Origin of the sequence: Streptomyces canus, from assembly GCF_030815415.1 — a bacterium.
Classification (GTDB): Bacteria; Actinomycetota; Actinomycetes; order Streptomycetales; family Streptomycetaceae; genus Streptomyces; species Streptomyces canus_F.
The window spans coordinates 6,678,914-6,703,227 of sequence record NZ_JAUSWW010000001.1 but is presented as its reverse complement, the minus strand read 5'-3'; the positions used below and the strand labels follow the sequence as shown (position 1 = coordinate 6,703,227).

The following is a 24,314-nucleotide window of genomic DNA, read 5'->3' as shown; positions in this document are numbered from 1 at the left end:
GCGTCAGGCCGACCGGCGGAAGCCGATGGTCGGCACCGCCCGCCGCAACGGCCACGGCCTCGTCTGCTCCGTAGGCACCAGGTCCGCCAGGAACCCGTAGCGCCGCAGGGCCGTCGGGTCCTGTCCCTCGACGGACTGGACCTTGCGCCACCAGGCCCCGATCTCGGACCAGCCCGGCGCCGACAGCGACCCACCGAACTCCTGCACCGACAGCGCGGCCGTGAGCCCCGCGAAGGCCAGCCGGTCGGCCAGCGGCCAGCCCGCCAGCGTGCCGGTGACGAAGCCGGCCACGAAGACATCGCCGGCGCCGGTGGGGTCGAGTGCCTCCACGGCGATGGCGGGGACCTCGGCGGTCTCCCCCGTGCGCCGGTCCACCGCGTACGCGCCGTCCGCGCCGAGGGTGACCACGGCCAGCGGCACGTGTGCGGTGAGGGCGTGGGCGGCCTCGCGGGGGCAGGAGGCGCCGGTGTACCGCATGGCCTCTTCCGCGTTCGGCAGGAACGCCTCGCAGTGCTCCAGGTCGGCCAGACCCGCCAGGTCCCAGGCACCGGTCTCGTCCCAGCCGACGTCGGCGAAGATGCGAGTGCCCTCACGCGCGGCCTGGGTGATCCAGGGGGCCCGCTTGCCCGGCACCAGCGAGGCCACGGCCGCACGCGCGCGGGGCGGGCAGTCCGGGGCGGCTTCCTCGGGGGGCGGCTCGTGCCCGTGGGAGACCATCGTGCGCTCGCCCTCGTACGCCATCGAGACGGTGACCGGGGAGTGCCAGCCGGTGACCGTGCGGGACGGTGAGAGGTCGATGCCCTCGCCCTGCTCCAGGGCGTCCCAGCAGTACTCGCCGTAGTGATCGGAGCCGAAGGCGGCGGCAAGGGACGTTTTCAGCCCCAGCCGGGCCAGCGCGGTGGCCATGTTCGCGACGCCGCCGGGGCTCGACCCCATCCCGCGCGCCCAGGACTCGGTCCCGCGGACCGGGGCGGAGTCGAGCCCGGTGAAGATGATGTCGAGGAAGACGGGGCCGGTCAGATACACGTCCCAGGGCGGGTCGTCCGGTGCGCGCAGGGCGGCCAGCGGGTCGACCCGGGCCTGGCAGTGGCCGATCTCTCCGGTGTCGTACGACGGTCCCTTCCCGGACACGATCACGGTGCGCTCCCTGACGTGGTGCCGATCAGGCCAGTCTGCACCACACCACTGACAACCGGCCGCCCCTCACGCCCGACCCGCCCGTCACGTCAGGCCGCCGACGGCCCCGGCCGGGCGCTGCGAGCCGCTCCGGGAGCCGCCCTGGGGGCCGGGGAGGCCACCGGCCCCTTCGCGGGCCGTGTCCGGATCCGGTCGTCGCACCCGCCGCCCAGAGGGCTCCGCCTCTCGACACCGGCCCAGGCAAACTCAGCCCCTCCAGCGTTCGAGAACGAGGACCTGCCGTCCCCAGCCCCCACCCACCCGCAGGCGGCTGCACCACTCGACACCGGCCCAGGCAAACTCAGCCCCTCCAGCGTTCGAGAACGAGGACCTGCCGTCCCCAGCCCCCACCCACCCGGAGAGGGCTCCGCCTCTCGATGCCGGTCCCGCTATTTCAGCCCGTCCGGCGTTTGAGGACGAGGCCCTTCGGGCCGATGGGGGTCCAGGGGGCGGAGCCCCCTGGGGGCGGGGTCGAAGGGGCGGCAGCCCCTGGAGGATGGGACGGGTAGGGGCGGCGGGGGCGAGAAAAAGCCCGGCGCTACCAGCGAGGCACGCTCGGCGTCACCCACCCCGGCTCGGCGACCCGCATCGCCGCCGCGTCGTCCCGCTCCCGCAACGCCCCGTCGTCGTCGAGCCACCGCTGATGCAGGAACTCCAGCTTCTCCCGGTCCAGTTCGACCCCGAGACCCGGCGCGTCCAAGACAGCGACCTTGCCGTCGTCGAAGGTCAGCCGCGAGGTGAGAACGTCCTCCGACTGCCAGGGATAGTGGGAGTCGCACGCGTGGTGGAGGTTGGGCACGGTGGCCGCCACATGCGTCATCGCCGCCAGCGAGATCCCCAGATGGGTGTTGGAGTGCATGGACACCCCGACCCCGAACGTCCGGCAGATCGCAGCGAGTTGCTGGGTGTTGCGCAACCCTCCCCAGTAGTGGTGATCCGACAGCACCACCTGAACGGCATCGCGCGTGAACGCCTCCTTGATCTCCGCGAAAGTCGTCACGCACATGTTGGTGGCGAGCGGCACATCGGTCCCGGCGGACACCTCGGCCATGGCCGGCGTACCGAGCGCCGGATCCTCCAGGTATTCGAGGACGTCCCCGAGCTCCTCGGCGACCTTCAGTGAAGTCTCCACGGACCAGGCCCCGTTGGGGTCGAGCCGCAGCGGATGCCCGGGAAAGGCCTCCGCCAGCGCCCGAACGGCGGCGATCTCCTCGTCCGGCGGAAAGACCCCGCCCTTCAGCTTGAACGACGTGAACCCGTACCGCTCCTTGAACAGCCGCGCCTGCTCCACGACCCCGGCGGGATCCACAGCCGCCCCCCAGTCGTCCTTCTCGCAGGCCACGCCGGAGGGGTGATCGGCCCACCGGTAGAACAGGTACGCGCTGTACTCGACCGCGTCCCGCACCTTCCCTCCGAGCAGCGCGTGCACCGGCAGCCCGAGCGTCTTGCCGAGCGCGTCGAGACAGGCGACCTCGAACCCGGAGACGACGGACAGCCGCAGCTTGTCGGCGGTCTGGACACCGCGCAGCCCGCCGACGTCGACCTGCCCGGAGACCCGGGAGGAGTCGACCGAGACTTCCTCGGCGACCGTGAACAGCCCGTTCAGGTCGGACACCTGCCGCCCCACCAGCTTCTCGGCGAAGGGCCGCGCCAGCTCCAGGTACTTGGTGTCGCCGTACGTCTCACCGATCCCGGTCACCCCGTCCGCGGTCTCCACCTCCACGATCAGCCGCGGGGTGTACGGCTGGTGCACGCCCTGTGTGTTGAGCAGCGGCGGGTCGGCGACGAGGATCGGCGTCAGCCGGACATCCGTGATGGTGAGGTTCACAGGTCGGCTCCTACGAGGTCGAGGCCGGTGGCGAGGAGGGACGTGAGGTCGGCCAGATCGGCGGCCGACGGATCGGTCAGGGGCGCGCGTACGGGACCCACGGGACGGCCCCGCAGCCGGGCCGCGGCCTTCACCAGCGACACGGCGTAGCCCGGGACGCGGTCGCGGAGTTCGACGAGCGGGACGTAGAAGTCGCGCAGCAGCTTCTCCACCGTGCCCTCGTCGCCGGTTTTCAGCGCGCCGAAGAAGGCGTCGGCGATCTCCGGGGCGAAGGCGTGGACGGCGGAGGAGTAGGCGGGGACGCCGACGGTGGCATAGGCGCGGGCCTGGATCTCGGCGGTGGCGGCGCCGTTGAAGAAGAGGAAGCCCCCGGGGGCGGCGAGGGTGAGGCGCTGGAGGCGGTCGAGGTCGCTGTGGCCGTCCTTGAGGCCGATGACGGTGGGGATGGCGGCCAGCTGCCGGAACGCCTCCACGCCGAAAGCGACCTGTCCGCGCTGGTAGGCGATGAGCGGCAGCCGGGTCCGCGCGGCGATCTCCGCCACCTGCCGGACGAGGCCCTCCTGCGGAGCGGCGACCAGGTAGTGCGGGAGCACCAGCAGCGCGTCGGCGCCGGCCTCCTCGGCGATGCGGGCGAAGCGGACGGCCTGCGCCCAGCCGTAGCCGATCCCGGCGACGACGGGCACCCGGCCGGCGGACTCCTGGACGGCCGCCGAGACCACGGTCCGGTACTCGTCCTCGTCCAGTGAGAAGAACTCGCCGGTGCCGCAGGCGGGGAAGACGGCGCCGGGGGCGGTGGCGATCTGGGCGGCGACATGGGTGCGGAAGCCGTCCGGGTCGAGGGAGCCGTCGGCGTGGAAGCTGGTCAGCGGGAACGACAGGACGCCGCCCGCCATGCCCTCCTCCAGCCGCCGCACGACGTCGCCCGTATCGAGACTCACCCTCAATCATCTCCCTATGTAGACACTATCCACGTATGAAGATGGAGATTAGATACGCGAACCGCGACCGTCAATGGCGCGGACACCCCGATTACGATCGGTGCATGTCGGAGACAGGGGGCGTGCGCGAGGTGAAGTCGGCCGCGCGGACGGTCGAGCTGCTGGAAGTGCTGGCCGCGCGCGGGGACCGCCCGGCGCGGCTGCAGGAGCTGGCGGACGAGCTGGAGGTGCCGCGCAGCTCGATGTACGCGCTGCTGCAGACCCTGATCTCCCGCGGCTGGGTCCGCACCGACATCACCGGTTCGCTCTACGGCATCGGCATCCACGCCCTGCTGACCGGCACGAGCTACCTCGACTCCGACCCACGCGTCCGGGGCGTACGCCCCTATCTCGACGAGGCGTCCCAGTCGCTCGGCGAGACCATCCACATGGGCCGCCTGGACGGCCGGGACGTGGCGTATCTGGCGACCCGCGAGTCCCACGAGTACCTGCGCACGATCAGCCGCGTCGGCCGCCGCCTCCCCGCCCACGTCGGCGCCCTGGGCAAGGCCCTCCTGGCCGAACACCCCGACGACGAGCTGCCGGAGGGCCCGTACGAGGCCCTGACCCCCAACTCCCACACCACCCGCGACGCCCTGACGGCCGACCTCCGCGAGATCCGCTCCCGGGGCCACTCCGTCGACCGCGAGGAGGGCGTCCTCGGCATCATCGGCTTCGGCTTCGCGCTGCGGTACGACTCCCCCGCCCAGGACGCCATCAGCTGCTCGGTCCCGGTGGCCCGGCTGACCCCGGCGCACGAGGAGCAGATCATCGCGGTGATGCGGGAGGTCAGGGCCAAGATCGAGGCGACAGTACCGGCGGCGGGCGGGGCCGCTGTTCACTGGCGTTGAGGCGCTCGTTTACCCGGCATTCCCCACCCGAAACACCACGTGCCTCAGATCACACCCCCCACTCTTCTTCTGAAACCGCGTGCTTGATACAAATTGCCCGCGCGTTCCTGTCCGTCGACGGTCGTCGCCCAATCACCCTTTTGAGCCGCTTCTTTCGCATGCCCAGGGAACGCCCGTGTTCGCCCCCCGCACCATCGCCTGGCCCTTTGTCGCCCTTTTCACGGCCGGGTACGTCGCCCCGTACCTCCTCCCGACCACCGTCGGCAGACTGGATTCGGGTCTTCCACTGACCGCCACTCAGGCGGGCGCCGTCGGCAGTGCGCTGCTGCTGAGTTCGGCGGCCGCGGGGTTCCTGCTGGCGTCGAAGGTGGACCGGATCGGCGCGCGGCGGCTGGCGCGGATCGGACTCGCCCTCGCGGTGGCCGGCTACGGCTGGGCCGCGCTCAGCGGCGGCGTCGCGGCCGTCGTCACCGGCGCGATGATCGGCGGGTTCGGATCCGGTACGGCCACCACGGTCGCCGCCACCGGGATCGCCGCCCAGCGCGACCCGCACCGCACGACCACACTCGGTCTGCTCGGCGTCTCCGCCCTGGCGGGCGCCGTCTATCTGACCGTCCCGCACCTGGGGCCGGGCCACGGCCAACCCCTGGCCGCGATCGCCCTCACCGCCCTCGCGGTCTGGCCCCTGACGAACCGTCTCCCGCTGGACACGGCCGCCACCCCGCAGACCCGCCGGACACCCCCCTCCCCCACTTCCGGTCCGGCCTGCTCCTCGCCGCCACCCTCCCCTGCTGGTCCCTCGCCCAGAACGCCCTCTGGGGCGTCAGCGGCCACATCGGCCTCACCCAGGCCCACCTGACGGAGGCCACGGTCGGCGCCGTCTTCGCCGTGGCGCTCGGCGCGGGCCTGCTCGGCGTCATCGGCGCGGGCACCCTCGGCCCCCGTCTCGGCCACGCCCTGCCCATCGGCGCGGGCACGGCCCTGATCGCCGCCTGCATCGCCCTCAGCGCCTCCGCGACCGACCTCACGACCTTCGCAACGGGCGAGATCGCCTGGAACACGCTCTACCCGATCGTCCTGTCCTACGTCATAGGCCTGGCCGCCTCCCTGGACCCCCGCGGCAGATGGGCGGTCCTGGTCGGCTCGGCATCATCACTGGGCACGGCGGCAGGCCCCCTGACCGGCAGCCTGCTGGCGGCCCAGGCAGGCTTCCCGGCGATGGGCCTGGTCCTGGCAGCAGGGCTGTTGGTCATCGCCGTACCGATGACGGCAGTGGCAGTGGGCACGGGACGCCACAAACTGCCGGTGGTGGAAATCCCGGTGGAGGCTCCGGCATACGACAGGGCAACGGCCGCGTAAGCGCCCCGCCAGGGGCGCGGGGAACTGCGCGATCAACCCCCACCGGCCGCAGCATGACGACTACGAGAACTCGTAGCTCTCCACTTCACCCAGATACCGCTGACGCCGCTCCTCGTCATGCTCCAAGAAGGACGCGACGAACGAGTTCCGAGCCAGCTCGCGCAACCGCTCCTCGCCAAGGCCCAGCGCCGAGCGCACCGCATCGAAGTTGTCCCCGGCGTACCCCCCGAAGTACGCCGGGTCATCAGAGTTCACCGTGCACAACAACCCCGCGTCCAGCATCGCCGGAAGCGGATGATCCGCCAGCACATCAACCGTCCGCAGCCGCACGTTCGACAACGGGCACAGCGTCAGCGGCACGCGGTCCCGGACCAACCGCGAGACCAGCTCGGGGTCCTCCATGCACCGCAGCCCATGATCGATCCGCTCCACGCCGAGCACATCAAGGGCCTGCGTGATGTACTCCGGCGGCCCCTCCTCCCCGGCATGCGCCACCCGCCGCAGACCAAGGGCCGCAGCCGCCTCGTACACCTCGCGGAACTTGACCGGCGGATGCCCGACCTCGGCGGAGTCGAGCCCGACGCCGACGATCCGGTCGAGATACGGCTTGGCGGCGTCCAGCGTCTCCAGGGCCGACTCGGCGGACTCGTCCCGCAGGAAGCACAGGATCAGCTGCGTGGAGACACCGTGGTTCGCCTCGCTGCTGCCGAGCGCCCGCCACAGCCCGTCGACGACCGTCCCCATGCCCACACCGCGCGCGAGGTGCGCCTGCGGGTCGAAGAAGATCTCCGCGTGCCGCACCCCCTGCGCGGCGGCACGGGCGAGATACGCGTTCGCGAGGTCCTCGAAGTCCCGCTCGGTGCGCAGGACGGCCATGAGCTCGTAGTACAGGTTCAGGAAGGACTGGAGGTCCTCGAACTGGTACGCCTTGCGGAGCTCGTCCGTGTCCGCGTACGGCAGCTCGACGCCGTTGCGGGCGGCCAGCTCAAACGCCAGCTCGGGCTCCAGCGTGCCTTCGATGTGGAGGTGCAGTTCAGCTTTGGGGAGGGGCATCGAAGCATCGTACGGGTGGTTTACCGCCGTTTCGGAACCGGCACCCGCAGCAGATCGTGTGCGACCGTCAGCTCGCCCTCGAAGCCCGCCGCCCGCGCCTGCCGTTCGAACTCTCCCCCACTCTCGGCTTCGCTCGAGCGGGAGGTGCCCCCATGGTCGCTGTAGCGCTGGCTGAAGTGCGTGAGCACGAGATGCCGTACGCCGGCGTCCCGCGCCACCGTGGCCGCCTGCCCGGCGGTCAGATGGCCGTGGTCGACCGCCAGGTCGATGTCCTCGTCCAGGAACGTCGACTCGATGACGAGCATGTCGCACCCCTCGGCCAGCGCGTGCACGCCGTCGCACAGCCGGGTGTCCATGACGAACGCGAACCGCTGCCCGCGCCGCACCTCGCTGACGTCCTCGAGAAGGACCCCGCTGACCGAGCCCTCCCGCTGGATCCGGCCGACGTCCGGGCCCTTGATGCCGTGCGCGGCGAGGCGGTCGGGCAGCATGCGGCGGCCGTCGGGTTCGACGACGCGATAGCCGTACGACTCGACGGGGTGGGAGAGCTTGCGGGTCTCCAGCTCGTAGGAAGAGCCCGTGGCCAGCGGCCCGTCCGCACTCACCGGTGCCTCGGTGATCCCGACGGTCTCCCGGTACGCCGTGGAGTACCGCAGCCGGTCGAAGAAGCGCTGGCCGGACTTCGGGTAGTGGGCCGTGACCGGGTGCGGGACCTTGTCGAGGTTGATGCGCTGGATGACACCGGCGAGCCCCAGCGAATGGTCGCCGTGGAAGTGCGTGACGCAGATCCGGTTCAGGTCGTGCGCGGCGACACCGGCCCGCAGCATCTGGCGCTGGGTGCCCTCGCCCGGGTCGAAGAGGATGCCCTCGCCGTCCCAGCGCAGGAGGTAGCCGTTGTGGTTGCGGTGCCGGGTGGGAACCTGGCTGGCGGTGCCGAGGACCACCAATTCACGTACGGACACGGTGACTTACCCGGGCGGCCACTGCAGACCACGACCGCCCAGGACGTGCGCGTGCGCGTGGAAGACGGTCTGGCCGGCACCGGCACCGGTGTTGAAGACGATGCGGTAGCTCTCCAGCTTGTCCTCGTCGGCGACGGACTGCGCCTCGCCGAGGACGTCGGCGGCGAGGGCCGGTTCGGCGGCGGCGAGGGTCGCGGCGTTCTCGTAGTGCGCCTTGGGGATCACCAGGACGTGCGTGGGGGCCTGGGGGTTGATGTCCCGGAAGGCGACGGTGGTGTCCGTCTCACGGACGATCGTCGCCGGGATGTGCCCTGCGACGATCTTGCAGAACAGGCAGTCGTCCTGCGGTTCCCCTGGCATGTGGTGTCCCTTCGGGTCGCGGGTGTGGGGGCATCGTATCGATCAGGTCAGGGAAGCGACGGAGGCACCTTCGCCGGAGTCCGCTCCAGGGCCTCCAGCGCGATGCGTACCGCCTCGTCCAGTTGTACGTCCTTCCCCGCGCCGTGGTCCTGCGGGCGCTGGACCACCTCGACGTCCGGGTCCACGCCGTGGTTCTCCACGCCCCACTCGTAACCCTCCAGCCAGAACGCGTACTTGGGCTGGGTGATCAGCGTGCCGTCGACGAGCCGGTACCGGCTGTCGATCCCGATGACGCCGCCCCAGGTCCGCGTGCCGACCACCGGACCGATCCCCAGCGCCTTGATCGCCGCGTTGACGATGTCGCCGTCGGAGCCCGAGAACTCGTTCGCCACGGCGACCACCGGGCCCCTCGGCGCGTCCTCGGGGTAGCTGTACGGCCGCAGCCCGCGCGGCAGGGCCCAGCCGACGATCCGCCGGGCCAGCTTCTCGACGACGAGCTGGGACGTGTGACCGCCGCGGTTCTCCCGGACGTCGACGACCAGCCCCTCACGAGCCACCTCGACCCGCAGGTCACGGTGGATCTGCGCCCAGCCGGGAGCCTGCATGTCGGGGACGTGCAGGTAGCCGAGCCGGCCACCGGACCTCTCGTGGACGTACGCCCGCCGGTCCGCGACCCACGCGTGGTAGCGCAGCGGTTCCTCGTCCGCGATCGGTACGACGACGGCGTGCCGCACGTCACCGCCGCCGGACGGCGAGACGGTCAGCTCGACCGGCTTGCCCGCCGTGCCGACGAGGAGCGGGCCGGGACCGGTGACCGGGTCGACCGGATGCCCGCCGACCGCGACGATCGCGTCGCCCGCGCGCACCGCGACACCGGGCGCGGCGAGCGGGGAACGGGCGTCGGGGTCGGAGGTCTCGGTCGGCAGGATGCGGTCGATACGCCACTGCGGCGCACCCTGGGGGCCGTCGTCGTGGCGGGAGATGTCGGCGCCGAGGAGCCCTTGGCGCGGGCCGCTGCCGTAGCCGCCGCGCGGCATGACGTAGGCGTGCGAGGTGCCGAGCTCGCCCTGCACCTCCCAGAGGAGGTCGACGAGGTCGTCGTGGGTGGCGACCCGGTCCACCACGGGGCGGTAGCGGTCCAGGACGCCGGACCAGTCGACACCGCTCATGTCGGGGCGCCAGAAGTGGTCCCGCATGATGCGGCCGGTCTCCTCGTACATCTGCCGCCACTCGGCCGACGGGTCGGCGGTCTGCCGGATCCGGGCGAGGTCGACGGTGATGTTGCTGTCGCTGTCCTCGTCGCCCGAGGCCCGCCGGTCGCTCGGGACGACCTTCAGCCGCCCGTCGGTCCACAGCAGGACCCGCTTGCCGTCCCCGCTGACCGCGAAGTGGTCGGCGTCGGCGGCGAGATGCTCCAGGCGCTGCTGGGCGAGGTCGTAGCGCTCCAGCTCGGTCTTGGGGTCGGGGTCGTCCGGGGTGGCCCGGGACGAGCCGAGGACACCCTGCACCGGGTGACGCAGCCACAGCACGCCGTCCTTCGCCGCGCGCAGGTTGGAGTAGCGGGCGGCCTCGACCGGGAACGGCACGATCCGGTCGGCGAGGCCCTCGAGGTCGATGCGGGTGGCCGGGGTGCCCTCGCTGTCGGGTGTCTCGTCCTTGTCCGGGGCCTCGAAGGGGCGGCCGTGCCGCTGCGGGCCGAACGGCGAGGGCGTGGTCGCGGCGAGCGTGATCAGGTGCGGGCGGTCGCCGACCACGAAGGCGAGGTCGAAGACGTGCTCGTCGTAGACCGGGTCGAAGGAGCGGGTGGAGAGGAAGGCGAGGTGCTTGCCGTCCAGGGTGAAGGTCGGCGCGTAGTCCTGGAAGCGGAGCGGGGTCGCCTCGGTGACGGAGAGGTCGGTGGTGTTGGCGAGGCGGAGCTGGCGGAGCGGGCGCGGGCCGGGGTGGGACCAGGCGAGCCAGGTCGAGTCGGGCGAGAAGACCAGCCCGGAGACGTCGCCGTCGGCGCTCCGGTCCACCTCGCGGACCTCGCCGGTCTCCCGCTCGACGAGCAGGACGCGGCCGTCGTGCGCGGCGACCGCGGCCCGGCTGCCGTCGGGGGCCATGGCGAGCCCGAGGACCCGGCCGAGCTGTCCGGCGGCGAGGCGGCGCGGGGTGGCACCGGGGGCGAGGCCGGTGGCGGGCGCGAACTCCAGGGCGTCGTCGCCCTCCGCGTCGGTCACCCACACCACCCACTCCTCGCCCTCCGTGCGGAAGGTGCGGGGCAGCCGGGCCCGTACGCCGGGTTCGGCGGCCAGCGCCCGGGTCGGACCGGAGCGGTGGGTGACCCAGTGCACAGCGCCCCGGACGGCGACCGCGCTGCCGCGCGCGGTGTGGTCGGGGGCGGCGGAGCCGAACCAGCGCGAGGCGTTCACCGCGAACGGCTGCCGGTCGACGCGCTGTCCGCCGAGCCGCACCTCCAGCCGGCGCGGCTCGGCCCCGTCCAGGTCGTCCAGGACCCACAGTTCACCGGCCGAGGTGTGGATGACGCGGGTGCCGTCACCGGCGGCGTGCCGGGCGTAGAACCCGTCGAGGGGTGTGTGGCGCCGCAGATCGGACCCGTCGGCGAGGGAGGAGTACAGCGCGCCGACGCCTTCGTGGTCGGAGAGAAAGGCAATCCTCCCCCACTCTCGGCTTCGCTCGACCGGGGGGACCCCCACCCCCGCCCACACCGGGAACTCGATGTTCCCGTCGAGGTCTTCGTGCAGCCGTACGAACTCGCCGTCGCCCTCGTGATCGATCCACAGCTTGCCCGCCGTGCCGCCCCGGTACCGCTTCCACCAGGCGGCCTCCCGCCCCATCGGCGCGGACAGCAGCACGGTGGACGGTCCGAACGCGACACCGCCCACGGGCCCGTACGGCAGGAGGGTCGACGGTCCCCCGTCGAGCGGGACGGCGTGTGCCCAGGAGCGGCGCAGGCTGGCCTGGCCGTGGGTGGTGATCGCGAGGACCTGGCCGTCCGGGGTCCAGCCGCGCACCTGGGTACGCCAACTACCCCAGTGCGTCAGCCGCTTGGCGGGACCGCCGTCCACCGGGGCGATGTGCACCTCGGGGGCGCCGTCCCGGGTGGAGGTCCAAGCGACGGTGGTGCCGTCGGGCGAGATGCGCGGTGTGGAGACGGGCACGTTGTCGGCGCTGACCCGCCAGGCCCGGCCGCCGTCGAGGGGGGCGATCCATACGTCGTCCTCGGCGGTGAAGGCCGCCAAGTCGCCGTGCAGGTGCGGAAACCGGAGATACGAGGGCGTCGCGGGCTGTGTCACCCGTCAACCCTATGCAGGGCCGACGGCCCACGGACAGGGCTTTGGATCACTTGCCCTGGACGGGCCTGCAGTCCGGGTACTTGTCGCACCAGATGGTCTCCGTGACCGTCACGGTGACGGTGTCCCCCGGCTGCCCGTTGCCGCCCGGGTTGTTCGGCTCGGGCGAGGCGTCGCAGTTGCCCAGTCCGTTGACCTGGAACCACTGCTTGCCGTCGATCTTCGCGGTCAGCTCACCGCGCACACACTGCCCGTTGACCACACGGGTGATCTTGCCGTCGACGTCGATGTCCTGATTGCTGGTGGTCTCCCCGGTGCAGTGGACCTCGGCGACGGCGTTGTCGGTCGCCGTCGGCGTGGGCCGGTTCCCGTAGGAGGCCTGGCAGGTCAGCCACTGCACGTTGGCCTTCTGACGCTCCAGCTCCTTGGTGACCGTCTGATCGGTCGTGTACGCCACGGACGCGGAGTTCAGCCCCGCCGGATCACAGGCGGTGAGCCCGCCGGCGACCACGACCGCGAGCACGGACACGGCTGCCACCCGCTGGACCCGGTGTCCTCGCGGGCGGCCCCAAAACCTGAGCAATACCCCCATGGAGGGCAGCTTCCCACTGTCACGGCCGCCGCGGTAGAGCGCATACGGACACTCGCCCCACAATCGACTGACACACGATCATCTGGAGGACCGTTGCCCAGCTCGCCGCTCCGTCGGCGCGTTCTGCCCGCGCCGCGCCCCTCGGACGACACCCCGCAGTCCGTGGAAACGGCGCCCGACCCGACGGCGGGGCCGCCCGCTCCGCCGCGTCGGCGTCGGGTGCGGATGCTTGTCGACGTGGTCGACCAGGCGGATGAAGTGGCCTATGTGACAGCCCTGTTCGAGGAGCGGGGCTGGACCGTGCGTCCGGCCGAGGCCGGGGAGTCCGCCCCCGCCGCGCCGCACCGCACCTCGCTCGTCGTCGAGATCCGGCTGCACGGAGCCCGTCTGGGAGCGCTGCGCACGGCCACCGCGGAGGTCGAACGGCTCGCCCGACAGGCGGAGTTGGGCGCATGGGTGCGGGACGCGGCCCTGGTGGAGCACCCCCGGCCGGCGACGACGACGTACCACGTGCATCGCGTACTGCCCTCCTGGGGCGGCCTGTTGACCTGGCTGGGGTTCGCGGACGAGCAGCGGGCGGTGACGGTGCCGGCGGGGCCGGAGTCCCGGGAGGCCGCGCGCACCGAGCTGGCCGCCCGGGCGCTGGGCGGGCGGGTTTTCGACCCCGCCGCGCACGGGCTGCGGGTGCCGGGGCACTCGGACGCGAATCCGCCGCTGGACGAGACCCCGCACGCACGCCGGGTCCGTTGGACCTGGGTGACGGCGGGCGCGGCCGGGATCGTGCTGGCGGCTGTCTGCGGGATGTACGTGGTGTGGGCGGACGGCTGGTGGAAGCTGCTGCCCGCGCTGCTGAGCACGGCAGGGGCGCTGCCGCTGGGCCGGATGGCGAAGGAGACCCGGGACCGGGGGCGGCCGGTGCAGTGGGCGGCGGGGGTGGCGGGGACCTCGGCGATGGCGGGTTTCGGGGCACTGGTGGGCACGGACACCGAGCCGCGGGTGCTGTGGGCGGTCGTGCTGGTGATGGCGGTGGTCGCGTTCACCGGGGCCGGGACGGTGCTCGCGCTGCGCCGGACGATCTTCACCCGGCATGCGGCCTGGCTGCTGCCGTTGTCGGTGCCGGTGGTGTGGTCGATGGTCAACTGGCTGGGCGGCCAGATGCATGCGTCGTATCTGGACCGCTTCGACATCCGCGCGAACGCCGTGCCCACACCCCGTCTCGGCACCTATCTGGCGGCCGGCGAACCCATGGGCCTCGCCCTGGGCAGCATGCTGTTCTTCCTGGCGGTGGTGGGCTGGCTGCGCCACTTCCACCTGGGCCGGGACAGCGGCAACCGCTTCTTCGCCGCGGTCCTGGCGAGCCTGCTGCTCGTCTCCTACGCGCTGGGCGCCATCCTCCTGGGCACCTCGCAGGCGGCCAAGACCGCCGGCCGGGACGCCGAGAACGCCGCCCGCGACGGCGAGGAACCGAAGCCCTACTTCGGCATCTACGGCCACTTCATGTGTCTGAGCCCGGTGGACCCGGACAAGCCGCTCCCCGTCGAGAACGGCCCGGCCCCGACCGACCACCCCGTCCTGTCCTTCGGCACCTCGGGCGACTGGATCTGGCTCTGGGACCCGAAGCGCAAGAACGGCGACGTCCAGGAGTCCTTCGCGGTCCGCCGCGAGGACGTCCGGCTGATCCCCGCGGAAAACCCGAAGACCGAGCGCTGCCCGTCCGTCTAGTGCCGCGGCAGGCAACGTTTGCCCGTCAAGGAGCGGCGTCCGGTGCGTGCTCTCGGCGTGCCGGCCGGAAGCCCTCGTACTGGACGTACTTGGGCTTTCGGCCGGTGCGGCGAGAGTGCGTGCCGGGCGTCGCGACGGGGCAAACGTTGCCTGCCGGGGCACTAGCGTGACGGCATGCGCAACGACCGCCGCCTTCGCCGTCTCGTCGTGGACGAGCGGACGGCCTACCTGTGGAACTTCCGCCAGAAGAAGGGCCCTGACGGCGTCTGGCGGGACATCGTCACCCTGCACCGGGACGGCGACCGCACCCGGATCGTCTTCCGGGCGGGCGGCCCCGGGTCGGGGCAGTACGTCTCCGAGGGCCACCCCTGGTTCCAGGGCTACGCGGCCGACGGCCAGGGCGAGGGGATCAACCTCCGCGAGCCCGGCGTCGTACGCGCCCTGCTCGACGAAGCCGCCCGGCGCGGACTGCTGCGGCCCGGTGACCGGGAGCTGGACGGCTGGGAGCTGTTCCACGCCGTCGCCGGGGCCGTCGACCTCAAGCGCGCAGCAGCAGCCACTCCTGCAGCTCCACAAGGTTGCCCTCCGGGTCCTTGAGGTGGGCGACCCGCATCCGGTCGGTCATGGGGGCGGGCCCGTGCAGCAGCTCGGCGCCCCGCTCGGCGATCTGCTCGCAGTAGGTGTCGAGATCGTCGACGCGCAGCACGACCAGTGACCGGTGCCCGCTCGCCTCGTCGCCCAGCTCCCCCAGTATTCCGGCCATCATGGACCGGTCCTGGAGGGCGATACCGGCGGAGCCGGTGGCGGGACTGAACTTCTCGTACGGTCCCTGCGTCGCCCCCGACTGCGCCTTGAGGCCAAGGACGTCGGCGTAGAAGCGGTAACAGACGGGGAAGTCGGAGACGAGCAGCCGGACTTGGGCGAGTTCCAAGGCGTTCCCTCTGGTTCTCAGGACCAGCGGCCGGTGCGCGCGAGGAGCACGGCGGTCGCGGCGGTCCCGGCGGTCGATGTACGCAGCACGGTACGCCCGAGGACGTACGGCTTTGCGCCCGCCTCCTCGAACAGCGCCAACTCCTCGGGGGAGACGCCCCCTTCGGGCCCGACGACGAGCACGATGTCGCCCTCGGCGGGGAGTTCGACGGTGGCGAGCGGTTCGTCACCGCTCTCGTGGAGTACGGCGGCGAAGTCGGCCTCGGCGAGCAGCGCCGCGACCTGCTTGGACGTGGCCAGGTCCGCGACCTCGGGGAAGCGGAACCGCCGGGACTGCTTGCCGGCCTCGCGGGCGGTGGACCGCCACTTGGTGAGGGCCTTCAGTCCGCGGTCGCCCTTCCACTGGGTGATGCAGCGGGAGGCCTGCCAGGGCACGATCGCGTCGACGCCGGTCTCGGTCATGGTCTCGACGGCCAGCTCCCCGCGGTCGCCCTTGGGGAGGGCCTGGACGACGGTGACACGGGGGGACTCCGCCGGCTCCTCGGACACCGAGGTCATGTGGACGATCAGCCGGTCCTTGCCCTCGGTGCCGATCACGTCGCACACCGCGTAGCGACCCGCGCCGTCGGTGAGGACGACTTCCTCGCCGGGCTGGAGCCGCTTCACGGAGACCGCGTGCCGTCCCTCGGGCCCCTCCAGGACGTAGCGTCCGCCGGCCCCGGCGTCGAAGTGCCCGACCACGAACACGGGAGCCGTCATCGCAGCTCATCGCCCTTCGGGAAGACCGACAACGCTGTCTGGGCGTCGGCGAGTTCGGCGACCAGTACCTCCACCAGCCGCCCGGCGGGCAGCTCGCGCGCCATGCGGTGGCCCTGGCCGGCCCACAGGGCCATGCCCTGGGCGTCCTTGGCCTTGGCGGCGGCCTTCCGCAGCGGGGAGGTGAGGTGGTGGATCTCCGGGTAGGCGGCGGGGGCGTACCGGCCGTGCTCGCGCAGGAAGCGGTTGACGAGCCCGCGGGCGGGGCGGCCGGAGAAGGCACGGGTCAACTCGGTGCGGACGAACAGGGGGTTGGTGAGCGCCTGCTTGTGGATGGGTGCGGCGCCGGACTCCGTGGTGGCGAGGAAGGCGGTGCCGAGCTGGGCGGCGGCGGCGCCTGCCGCGAGGACGGCGGCGATCTGGCTGCCGCGCATGATGCCGCCGGCGGCGACGACGGGGATGCCGACGGTCTCGCGGATCTGCCCGACGAGGGACAGCAGCCCTATCCCGGTCCCGTCGTTCTCCGGGATGTCGCGGTGGGTCCCCTGGTGCCCGCCGGCCTCCACGCCCTGCGCGATGACCGCGTCGGCACCGGCCCGCTGCACGGCGAGGGCCTCCTCGGCGGTCGTCGCGGTGACGAGGGTGAAGGTTCCTGCGCGCCGCAGGGACTCCAGCACCTCGCTGCTGGGCACGCCGAAGTGGAAGGAGACCACCGGCACCGGGTTGTCGAGCAGTACGGCGAGCTTGGCGTCGTATCCGTCGTCACGTCCGCTGTCGGGGTCCCCGAGCTCGGTCTCGTACCAGGAGGCCTCGCCGGACAGCTGGTGCGCGTACACCTCGACGGCGGCCGGGTCGGCATACTCCGGCTGCGGCATGAACAGATTGACCCCGAAAGGCCGCCCGGTCAGCCCCCGCAGCTGCTTGATCTCCTGGTACAACCCGTCCGCCGTCTTGTACCCGGCGGCAAGAAACCCGAGCCCCCCGGCATCGGACACGGCGGCCGCGAGCTGCGGCACGGAGACGCCGCCCGCCATGGGGGCCTGCACGATCGGATGCGGGAAAAGATCGGTCAGCGCGGAGGACATGACCGCATGTTGTCACGTCCTCCGAACAAGTCCGAATCCGGCCTTCCACTGGCATAGGACAGCGGAATGGGCGCGGGGTGAGGGCCTCGACCGCTCGACGCGGACCAACGAAAACCGGCCCGTCCGGCGCTTGAACGAGGCCCCGCAGCCACCCCGCTCACCGACCGTTGAAGGCGTCCTTCAACCGCGAGAACAACCCCTGCTGCCCGGGCTGGAACTGCCCCGTGGGCCGCTCCTCACCGCGCAGCTTCGCCAGCTCCCGCAGCAACCGCTCCTGCTCCGGATCCAGCTTGTTCGGCGTCTGCACCTCGACATGGACGATGAGGTCACCGCGGCCGCCGCCGCGCAGATGCGTGACACCACGCGCGTGCAGCGGGATCGACTGCCCGGACTGCGTGCCCGGCCGGATGTCGACCTCCTCCAGCCCGTCCAGCGTCTCCAGCGGGACCTTGGTGCCGAGAGACGCCGCGGTCATCGGGAGCGTGACCGTGCAGTGCAGATCGTCACCACGCCGCTGGAACTGCGAGTGCGGCAGCTCGTGGATCTCGACGTACAGGTCACCGGCGGGCCCCCCACCGGGACCGACCTCACCCTCACCGGCGAGCTGGATCCGCGTGCCGTTGTCCACACCGGCCGGAATCTTGACCGTGAGGGTGCGACGGGACCGTACGCGACCGTCGCCCGCGCACTCGGGGCACGGCGTCGGAACGACCGTCCCGAACCCCTGGCACTGCGGACACGGCCGGGACGTCATGACCTGCCCCAGGAACGACCGCGTCACCTGCGACACCTCACCGCGTCCGCGGCACATGTCACACGTCTGGGCGGAGGTCCCCGGCGCCGCGCCCTCACCACTACAGGTGGTGCACACGATCGCCGTGTCGACCTGGATGTCCTTCGTCGTGCCGAAGGCCGCCTCGTCCAGCTCGATCTCCAGCCGGATCATCGCGTCCTGGCCCCGCCGCGTACGCGACCGCGGACCCCGCTGCGACGCCGTACCGAAGAACGCGTCCATGATGTCCGAGAAGTTCCCGAACCCGCCGGCTCCGAAGCCGCCCGCGCCACCGCCGCCCGCCTGGGACAGGGGGTCGCCGCCGAGGTCGTAGACCTGCTTCTTCTGCGGGTCCGAGAGCACCTCGTAAGCGGCGTTGATCTCCTTGAACCGCTCCTGGGTCTTCGGATCAGGGTTGACATCCGGGTGCAGCTCGCGTGCGAGCCGACGGAAGGCCTTCTTGATCTCTTCCTGCGACGCGTCGCGACGCACGCCGAGAACGGCGTAGTAGTCCGTGGCCACTTACGACTCCGCCAGGATCTGTCCGACGTACCGTGCCACTGCGCGTACCGCTCCCATCGTTCCCGGGTAATCCATGCGGGTCGGTCCGACCACGCCGAGCTTGGCTACTGCCTCGCCGCCCGAACCGTAGCCGACCGACACGACAGACGTGGAGTTGAGTCCCTCATAGGCGTTCTCATGACCGATGCGTACGGTCATGCCCGAATCCCCGGCCTCACCAAGCAACTTGAGGAGCACGACCTGCTCCTCGAGGGCTTCGAGCACCGGACGGATAGTGAGGGGGAAGTCATGTCCGAAGCGGGTGAGATTGGCGGTTCCGCCGATCATCAACCGCTCCTCATTCTCCTCGACGAGTGTCTCCAGAAGGGTGGAGAGCACGGTCGAGACGGTGCCGCGGTCCTCCAGGTCGAAGCCCTCGGGGAGGTCCTCGACGAGCATCGGCACATCGCTGAAGCGCCGGCCCGCGACCTTGCTGTTGAGCCGCGCCCGCAGATCGGCGAGGGACGTCTCGCCGAAGGGCGCCGGGCAGTCGATCATCCGCTGCTCGACCCGCCCGGTGTCCGTGATCAGCACGAGCATCAGGCGTGCGGGTGCGAGCGCGAGCAGTTCGACATGGCGCACGGTGGACCGGGTGAGCGAGGGGTACTGCACCACCGCGACCTGCCGTGTGAGCTGCGCGAGCAGCCGTACGGTCCGCGCCACCACATCGTCGAGATCGACGGCGCCGTCGAGGAAGTTCTGGATGGCGCGCCGCTCGGGCGCGGTCATCGGCTTGACGCCCGCGAGCTTGTCGACGAACAGCCGGTAGCCCTTGTCCGTGGGGATCCGCCCGGCACTGGTGTGCGGCTGGGCGATGAACCCCTCGTCCTCCAGGGCCGCCATGTCGTTGCGGATCGTCGCAGGAGAGACGCCGAGACTGTGCCGCTCGGTGAGGGCCTTGGAACCGACCGGCTCCTCGGTGCCCACATAGTCCTGGACGATGGCGCGCAGCACCTGAAGCCTGCGTTCACTCAGCATCGCGCACACCTCCAGAAGTCGTTCCCGCTGTGCTTGCCTGGCACTCTGTCCGTCCGAGTGCCAGCATCCCCCGGCCCAGTGTACGGCGGTGGGGTACCGCCCGGGCAAGGTCGGCCCTGCCGCGACCGCTCCTACGGCTAGCGTCGCCGTATGACGGTGACTTGGGAAGAGCTGGGGTGGGAGCGGGTTGCGACCGGGGTCGGGCGGTGCCGGCTGCCGGGCTGGGACTGCACAGCGGGGCTGGTCGTCGGTTCGGGGACCGCTCTGCTGATCGACGCCGGATCGAGCCTCGGCGAGGGCGCGCGGCTGCGGGCGCATGCCGAATCGCTCGCCGGGCAGCGTGTGACTCATCTCGCGCTGACCCATCCCCACTTCGACCATGTCTTCGGGGCGGCGGCGTTCGCGGGGGCCGAGGTGTACGGGCCGGTGGGCATGGACGCGCTGTTCGACCAGCACCAGGCCCGCGAGGCGCTGCGCGCGGACGCGATCCACAACGGCCTGGACCCGGCACTGGCCGACGAGGCGGTCGACGCCCTGCCCCGCCCCCGCCATCATGTCTCCGGCGAGTGGACCCTCGACCTCGGCGGCGGCCGCCAGGTCCTGCTGGCGAACGTCGGCCCCGGCCATACCGGCCACGACCTCGTGGTCCTGGTCCCGGGCTCCCCCGAGGTGGTCTTCTGCGGCGACCTGGTCGAGGAGTCCGGCGAACCGCAGGCGGGCCCCGACGCCGTACCGTCGCACTGGCCGGCGGCGCTGGACCGGCTTCTGGACCTGGGCGGCGAGGACGCGCTGTACGTACCCGGTCACGGAGCGGTGGTGGACGCGGCGTTCGTACGACGGCAGCGCGACGCCCTGGCGACCCGCTTCGGCGTGTCGCGTTAGGTGACGGCGCACTTCTCCTATCGTCATCCGAATGCGCCAGTACTCCGCCGACCTGACCCCTCCCTGGAAGAAGCCGAAGCCCGTCCCCGAGGTCCCGGCGGAGCCCGGCCTGGTGGTCGAGGAACCCGGCACCGGTTTCTGCGGTGCGGTGATCCGCTGCGAGGCGGGCACGGTGACCCTGGAGGACCGCTTCGGCAAGCACCGGGTGTTCCCGATGGAGCCGAGGGGCTTCCTGCTGGAGGGCCGGGTGGTGACGCTCGTACGTCCCACCGGTCAGGCGCCGCTACGTCCCACCCGTACGGCATCCGGCTCGGTGGCCGTCCCCGGCGCCCGCGCCCGCGTCGCCCGCGCCGGCCGGATCTACGTCGAGGGCCGGCACGACGCGGAACTGGTGGAGAGGGTCTGGGGCGACGACCTGCGCATCGAGGGCGTGGTCGTGGAGTACCTGGAGGGCGTCGACGACCTCCCGTCGATCGTCGAGGAGTTCGCGCCGGGCCCGGACGCCCGTCTGGGCGTCCTGGTGGACCACTTGGTGCCGGGCACGAAGGAGTGGCGCATCGCACAGTCGGTGACCAGCGACCACGCCCTCGTCGTCGGCCACCCGTACATCGACATCTGGGAGGCGGTGAAGCCGTCGTCCCTGGGCATCGATTCCTGGCCACGCGTCCCCCACGGCCAGGACTGGAAGACGGGCGTGTGCCGGGCCCTGGGCTGGCCCTCGGAGAACACGGGCGCGGTGTGGCAGGCGATCCTGAAGCGGGTGAACTCTTACAAGGACCTGGAGCCGGAACTGCTGGGACGGGTAGAGGAACTGATCGACTTCGTAACGTCCTAAGAAACGCGAACCGCACCCGCCTCAGGGGCGCGGGGAACTGCGCGACCAGCCACGACGAGCCCGCAGCCGCCAGACGACAATGCCCCGCACCCCACAGGGCGCCTAGTCCACCAGGTCCCGCACCACCGCATCCGCCAGCAGCCGTCCCCGCAGGGTGAGCACCGCACGCCCCGCGCCATACGGCTCCTCCTGGAGAAGCCCGTCCGACAGAGCCCGGCGGGAGGCCCGGAGCCCCTCCTCCCGCAGCAGCGACAACGGCACCCCCTCCAGAAGCCGCAGCTCCAGCAGGATCCGCTCGACCCGTCGGTCCTCCTCGGACAGGAGCTCACGGCCCGCCCCCGGCGACCGACCCGCCGCCAGCGCCCCGGCGTACGCCCCCGGATGCTTCACGTTCCACCAGCGCACCCCGCCCACGTGGGAGTGCGCGCCGGGGCCCGCGCCCCACCAGTCGGCGCCGCGCCAGTACAGCTCGTTGTGGAGGCAGCGGCCCGCCTCCGAGGTGGCCCAGTTCGACACCTCGTACCAGTCGTAGCCCGCCTCGGACAGCACCGACTCCGCGATGAGGTAGCGGTCCGCGTGGACGTCGTCGTCGGTCATCGGGACCTCGCCGCGCCGGATACGACGGGCCAGCTGGGTGCCCTCCTCGACGATCAGGGCGTACGCGCTGACGTGGTCCGGTCCCGCACCGATCGCCGCCTCCAGGGACGCCCGCCAGTCGTCGTCCGACTCACCGGGAGTGCCGTAGATCAGGTCCAGGTTGACGTGCGAGAACCCGGCCGCCCGGGCCTCCGCCACGCACGCCTCGGGGCGGCCCGGGGTGTGGGTGCGGTCGAGCACCTTCAGCACGTGCTGCCGCGCGCTCTGCATGCCGAAGGAGATCCGGTTGAAGCCGCCCTGCCGCAGGGTGGCCAGATATGCCGGGTCCACGGACTCCGGGTTCGCCTCCGTCGTGATCTCCGCGTCCGGCGCCAGCCCGAACTCGTCACGGATCGCCGCCAGCATCCGTACGAGGTCGTCCGCGGCCAGCAGGGTCGGCGTACCGCCGCCGACGAACACCGTGCGGACCTGGCGCGGGTCGTCGCCGAGGACCTTGCGGGCCAGCCGGATCTCGTCGATCAGGGTGTCGGCGTAGTTGTCGCGGGAGGCCAGCACACCGCCCGTGCCGCGCAGCTCGGTCGCCGTGTAGGTGTTGAAGTCGCAGTAGCCGCAGCGGGTCGCGCAGTACGGAACGTGCAGGTAGAACCCGAGGGGGCGGGCCTCGGCCCCGGCGAGTGCGGACGCGGGGAGCGCGCCGTCGTCGGGGACGGGCTCGCCGTCGGGGAGTGCGGAAGGCATGTCCTCCATTGTCCAGGACCGTGGCGACTGCTCCGGCTACTCCGCCTGAAGCACCAGCAGCGCGAGATCGTCCTCGGGCGGTCCTACGCCGAACTCGTGCACCATCCGTCTGACGCGCTCCGCGATCAGCGGGGCGGTGAGCCCGGCACAGTCGGCGAGCGCCGTCGCGAGTCCGTCGCCGTCGTCGAACTGGCGGGGGCCGCAGCGCCGCTCCGTCACCCCGTCGGTGACGGCGAGCAGGGTGTCGCCGGGTCGCAGCTCGAAGGTCTCGCTGGTGTACGTCTCGTCCTCGACGACCCCGAGCAGGGTCTGCGGCCGGGCCACGGTGCGGACCTCGCCTCCCGCGCCGAGGAGCAGCGGGAGTGGATGCCCGGCGGAGGCGAGGGTGCAGCGCACGCCGCCGTCGAAGGGGGCCAGCTCGCCGTAGAGGAGGGAGAGGAAGCGGGTCTGGGGGCCGTCGCCGGTCAGGGACCGGCCGCCCGCGGCGATCAGTGCGCGGGCGGCGGCGTCGGCGGCCTCCGTGGCGTCGTCGAGGAGCAGCTGGTTGAGGCGGTCCAGGACGTCGGCGACGCGGTAGCCCTCGCGGGCGAGGAGCCGTAGCCAGGGGCGGGCCAGGCCGATCACCACGGCGGCCTCGGGGCCCTTGCCCTGGACGTCGCCGACGGCGAAGCACCAGCGGCCGTCGCCGGCCGGGAAGAGGTCGTAGAAGTCGCCGCTGGGACCGCCCTTGTCGCACGGCTCGTACACCAGCGCGCTGCGCATCCCGGGGATCTCCGCGACCGCGCCGGGCAGCAGCCCGCGCTGGAGGATGGCGCTGATGGTGGCCTGGCGGGCGTACTGGCGGGCCGCGCCGATGGCGAGGGCGACCCGGCGGCCGAGGTCCTCGACCAGGCCGGTGATCTCGTCGGGGAAGCGGAGCAGCCCGGACCGTCCGATGACAAGCGTGCCGAGCGGCCGCCCGCCCGCGATCAGCCGGTACGCCAGTGCCGTGCCGCGCGCCCCGCGCTCGCCCAGCGCGTCACCGGGCCAGGGGAACGGCACGGGCCCGGAACGCGGCGGGTCCACCGGTCTGGGCGGGTCCTTCTCCAGGGCCCGGCGCAGTTCCTCGATACGGCTCTCGTGGCCGTGCCAGACGCGGGCGAGCCGTGGGCCCGCCCCGCCGGTCCCCTCGCTGCCCCAGACGCCGCCGCGCCCCATGTGCTCGTCCTCCAGCCACACCGCGCACCAGTCGGCGAGCCGCGGCACGATCAGCTGTCCGGCGAGGGCGGCGACCAGGTCCTCGTCGAGCTGTCCGGCGAGCAGGTCGGAGGCCTCGGCGAGGAAGGACAGGGCGCCGCGGTTGAGCCAGTCCCGGTCGCGTTCGGTGCGCCGGGGCTCGGGGGCGAGGACCGCGGCGATCTCCAGGCCGTGCGCCCCCGCGTACACCCCGTCCTGCCCCGCGTACGGTCCGCTCTGCCCGACGGCCGCGCTGTCCTCCTCGGTCAGCCGCGCCCACACGGTCTTGGTGCCCTTGCGGTAGGTGATGCCCCAGGACTCGGCGAGGGTGGCGACGAGGCGCAGTCCGCGGCCGTACTCCGGTGTCTCGTACGACGGTTCGCCGGTGCCGTCGCGCGGGGCGCGCGAGGGGTGCTGGTCGGCGACCTCGACGACGAGGGCACCGGTCTCCGTCTCCAGGCGGCACTCCAGATCGACGTCGGTGCCGGCGTGCACGACCGCGTTGGTGACGAGTTCGCTGACGACCACGACGGCGTCGTCGGCGAGCCGGTCGGTGAGCGGTGCCGTGTCGGGCAGGCCCAGTTCGGCCCACTCGGAGAGGGCGGCGCGCAGAAGGGCGCGGGCGGCGCTCGGTGCGAGGGGGCTGCCCGCGAGGGTGGCGTGCGCCCGGGCGTACGGAAGCACACTCCTGCGCACGGGGGCGTCACACGTACCGGGATCGGTCTCCCGTTGTGCCGGAATGGCCCCCATGTCCCGCTCCCCGAGCAGTTCGGACGAATACACCTCGGTCAG

Annotated in this window: 20 protein-coding genes and 1 pseudogene; 6 read left to right on the top strand and 15 right to left on the bottom strand. The window is 72.1% G+C overall.

Annotated features, from left to right (window positions below; translation table 11 throughout):
- Positions 1-3: 3 nt before the first annotated feature.
- From QF037_RS30955 to QF037_RS30945, 3 genes are all read right to left on the bottom strand, one after another.
- Positions 4-1,137 carry a carbohydrate kinase family protein gene (locus QF037_RS30955; RefSeq protein ID WP_373463839.1) on the bottom strand — a complete coding sequence of 378 codons (1,134 nt, stop codon included), beginning with the start codon at positions 1,135-1,137 and terminating at the stop codon, positions 4-6.
- A 577-nt stretch (positions 1,138-1,714) separates the two neighbouring features.
- Positions 1,715-3,004, bottom strand: a complete 1,290-nt coding sequence (locus tag QF037_RS30950) for a glucarate dehydratase family protein (RefSeq protein WP_307030808.1) — start codon at positions 3,002-3,004, stop codon at positions 1,715-1,717.
- A complete protein-coding gene (locus QF037_RS30945; RefSeq protein ID WP_307030806.1) occupies positions 3,001-3,942 on the bottom strand; it encodes a 5-dehydro-4-deoxyglucarate dehydratase in 942 nt (313 codons plus the stop codon). Before QF037_RS30945 ends, QF037_RS30950 begins: the two co-directional genes overlap by 4 nt.
- 104 nt (positions 3,943-4,046) lie before the next feature.
- Here QF037_RS30945 and QF037_RS30940 point away from each other — a divergent pair, with 104 nt between their 5' ends.
- Both QF037_RS30940 and QF037_RS30935 read left to right on the top strand, forming a co-directional pair.
- Positions 4,047-4,832 carry an IclR family transcriptional regulator gene (locus QF037_RS30940; protein WP_307030803.1) on the top strand — a complete coding sequence of 262 codons (786 nt, stop codon included), beginning with the start codon at positions 4,047-4,049 and terminating at the stop codon, positions 4,830-4,832.
- Between the two features lie 175 nt (positions 4,833-5,007).
- A pseudogene (locus tag QF037_RS30935) lies at positions 5,008-6,191 on the top strand (MFS transporter).
- A 60-nt stretch (positions 6,192-6,251) separates the two neighbouring features.
- On the opposite strand, the gene QF037_RS30930 reads toward QF037_RS30935, so the two are convergent.
- The 5 genes from QF037_RS30930 to QF037_RS30910 are packed head-to-tail and all read right to left on the bottom strand — an operon-like array spanning position 6,252 to position 12,397.
- Positions 6,252-7,244 carry an adenosine deaminase gene (locus QF037_RS30930; protein WP_307030801.1) on the bottom strand — a complete coding sequence of 331 codons (993 nt, stop codon included), beginning with the start codon at positions 7,242-7,244 and terminating at the stop codon, positions 6,252-6,254.
- A gap of 20 nt (positions 7,245-7,264) precedes the next feature.
- A complete protein-coding gene (locus QF037_RS30925) occupies positions 7,265-8,206 on the bottom strand; it encodes a ribonuclease Z (protein ID WP_307030799.1) in 942 nt (313 codons plus the stop codon).
- 6 nt (positions 8,207-8,212) lie between these two features.
- Positions 8,213-8,566: a histidine triad nucleotide-binding protein gene (locus QF037_RS30920; RefSeq protein WP_307030797.1), complete on the bottom strand. Its 354-nt coding sequence runs from the start codon at positions 8,564-8,566 to the stop codon at positions 8,213-8,215.
- A 47-nt stretch (positions 8,567-8,613) separates the two neighbouring features.
- Positions 8,614-11,862 (bottom strand): S41 family peptidase, encoded by a 3,249-nt coding sequence (locus QF037_RS30915; RefSeq protein WP_307030795.1) that lies wholly within the window; start codon positions 11,860-11,862, stop codon positions 8,614-8,616.
- A gap of 46 nt (positions 11,863-11,908) precedes the next feature.
- Complete coding sequence (locus QF037_RS30910) at positions 11,909-12,397, bottom strand: hypothetical protein (protein WP_307030793.1); 489 nt, start codon at positions 12,395-12,397, stop codon at positions 11,909-11,911.
- Between the two features lie 216 nt (positions 12,398-12,613).
- On the opposite strand from QF037_RS30910, the gene QF037_RS30905 reads away from it, so the two are divergent.
- Both QF037_RS30905 and QF037_RS30900 read left to right on the top strand, forming a co-directional pair.
- Positions 12,614-14,173 (top strand): hypothetical protein, encoded by a 1,560-nt coding sequence (locus QF037_RS30905; protein ID WP_307030790.1) that lies wholly within the window; start codon positions 12,614-12,616, stop codon positions 14,171-14,173.
- A 174-nt stretch (positions 14,174-14,347) separates the two neighbouring features.
- Positions 14,348-14,770 carry a hypothetical protein gene (locus QF037_RS30900; protein ID WP_307030788.1) on the top strand — a complete coding sequence of 141 codons (423 nt, stop codon included), beginning with the start codon at positions 14,348-14,350 and terminating at the stop codon, positions 14,768-14,770.
- Here QF037_RS30900 and QF037_RS30895 read toward each other — a convergent pair.
- The 5 genes from QF037_RS30895 to hrcA all read right to left on the bottom strand — a co-directional run bounded on the left by QF037_RS30895 (position 14,712) and on the right by hrcA (position 19,255).
- Positions 14,712-15,104 carry a VOC family protein gene (locus QF037_RS30895; protein WP_307030786.1) on the bottom strand — a complete coding sequence of 131 codons (393 nt, stop codon included), beginning with the start codon at positions 15,102-15,104 and terminating at the stop codon, positions 14,712-14,714. The two genes, QF037_RS30900 and QF037_RS30895, sit on opposite strands and share 59 nt — an antisense overlap.
- Positions 15,105-15,121: 17 nt before the next feature.
- A complete protein-coding gene (locus QF037_RS30890; protein WP_307030784.1) occupies positions 15,122-15,862 on the bottom strand; it encodes a 16S rRNA (uracil(1498)-N(3))-methyltransferase in 741 nt (246 codons plus the stop codon).
- A complete protein-coding gene (locus tag QF037_RS30885; protein ID WP_307030782.1) occupies positions 15,859-16,944 on the bottom strand; it encodes a nitronate monooxygenase in 1,086 nt (361 codons plus the stop codon). Before QF037_RS30885 ends, QF037_RS30890 begins: the two co-directional genes overlap by 4 nt.
- A gap of 157 nt (positions 16,945-17,101) precedes the next feature.
- Positions 17,102-18,238, bottom strand: coding sequence for a molecular chaperone DnaJ (gene dnaJ, locus QF037_RS30880; protein ID WP_266892534.1), 1,137 nt, complete (start codon positions 18,236-18,238; stop codon positions 17,102-17,104).
- A complete protein-coding gene (gene hrcA / locus QF037_RS30875) occupies positions 18,239-19,255 on the bottom strand; it encodes a heat-inducible transcriptional repressor HrcA (RefSeq protein ID WP_266892532.1) in 1,017 nt (338 codons plus the stop codon). It lies immediately after the preceding gene.
- 150 nt (positions 19,256-19,405) lie between these two features.
- Between hrcA and QF037_RS30870 the strand changes: the two genes are divergently transcribed.
- Positions 19,406-20,137: an MBL fold metallo-hydrolase gene (locus QF037_RS30870; protein WP_307030778.1), complete on the top strand. Its 732-nt coding sequence runs from the start codon at positions 19,406-19,408 to the stop codon at positions 20,135-20,137.
- Positions 20,138-20,168: 31 nt separating this feature from the next.
- Positions 20,169-20,972, top strand: coding sequence for a DUF3097 domain-containing protein (locus QF037_RS30865; protein WP_307030776.1), 804 nt, complete (start codon positions 20,169-20,171; stop codon positions 20,970-20,972).
- A 102-nt stretch (positions 20,973-21,074) separates the two neighbouring features.
- On the opposite strand, the gene hemW is transcribed toward QF037_RS30865, so the two are convergent.
- Entirely contained in the window at positions 21,075-22,307 is a 1,233-nt protein-coding gene (hemW, locus tag QF037_RS30860) for a radical SAM family heme chaperone HemW (protein WP_307030774.1), read from the bottom strand.
- Between the two features lie 36 nt (positions 22,308-22,343).
- Positions 22,344-24,272: an ATP-binding SpoIIE family protein phosphatase gene (locus QF037_RS30855; protein WP_307030772.1), complete on the bottom strand. Its 1,929-nt coding sequence runs from the start codon at positions 24,270-24,272 to the stop codon at positions 22,344-22,346.
- Between the last annotated feature and the right edge of the window lie 42 nt (positions 24,273-24,314).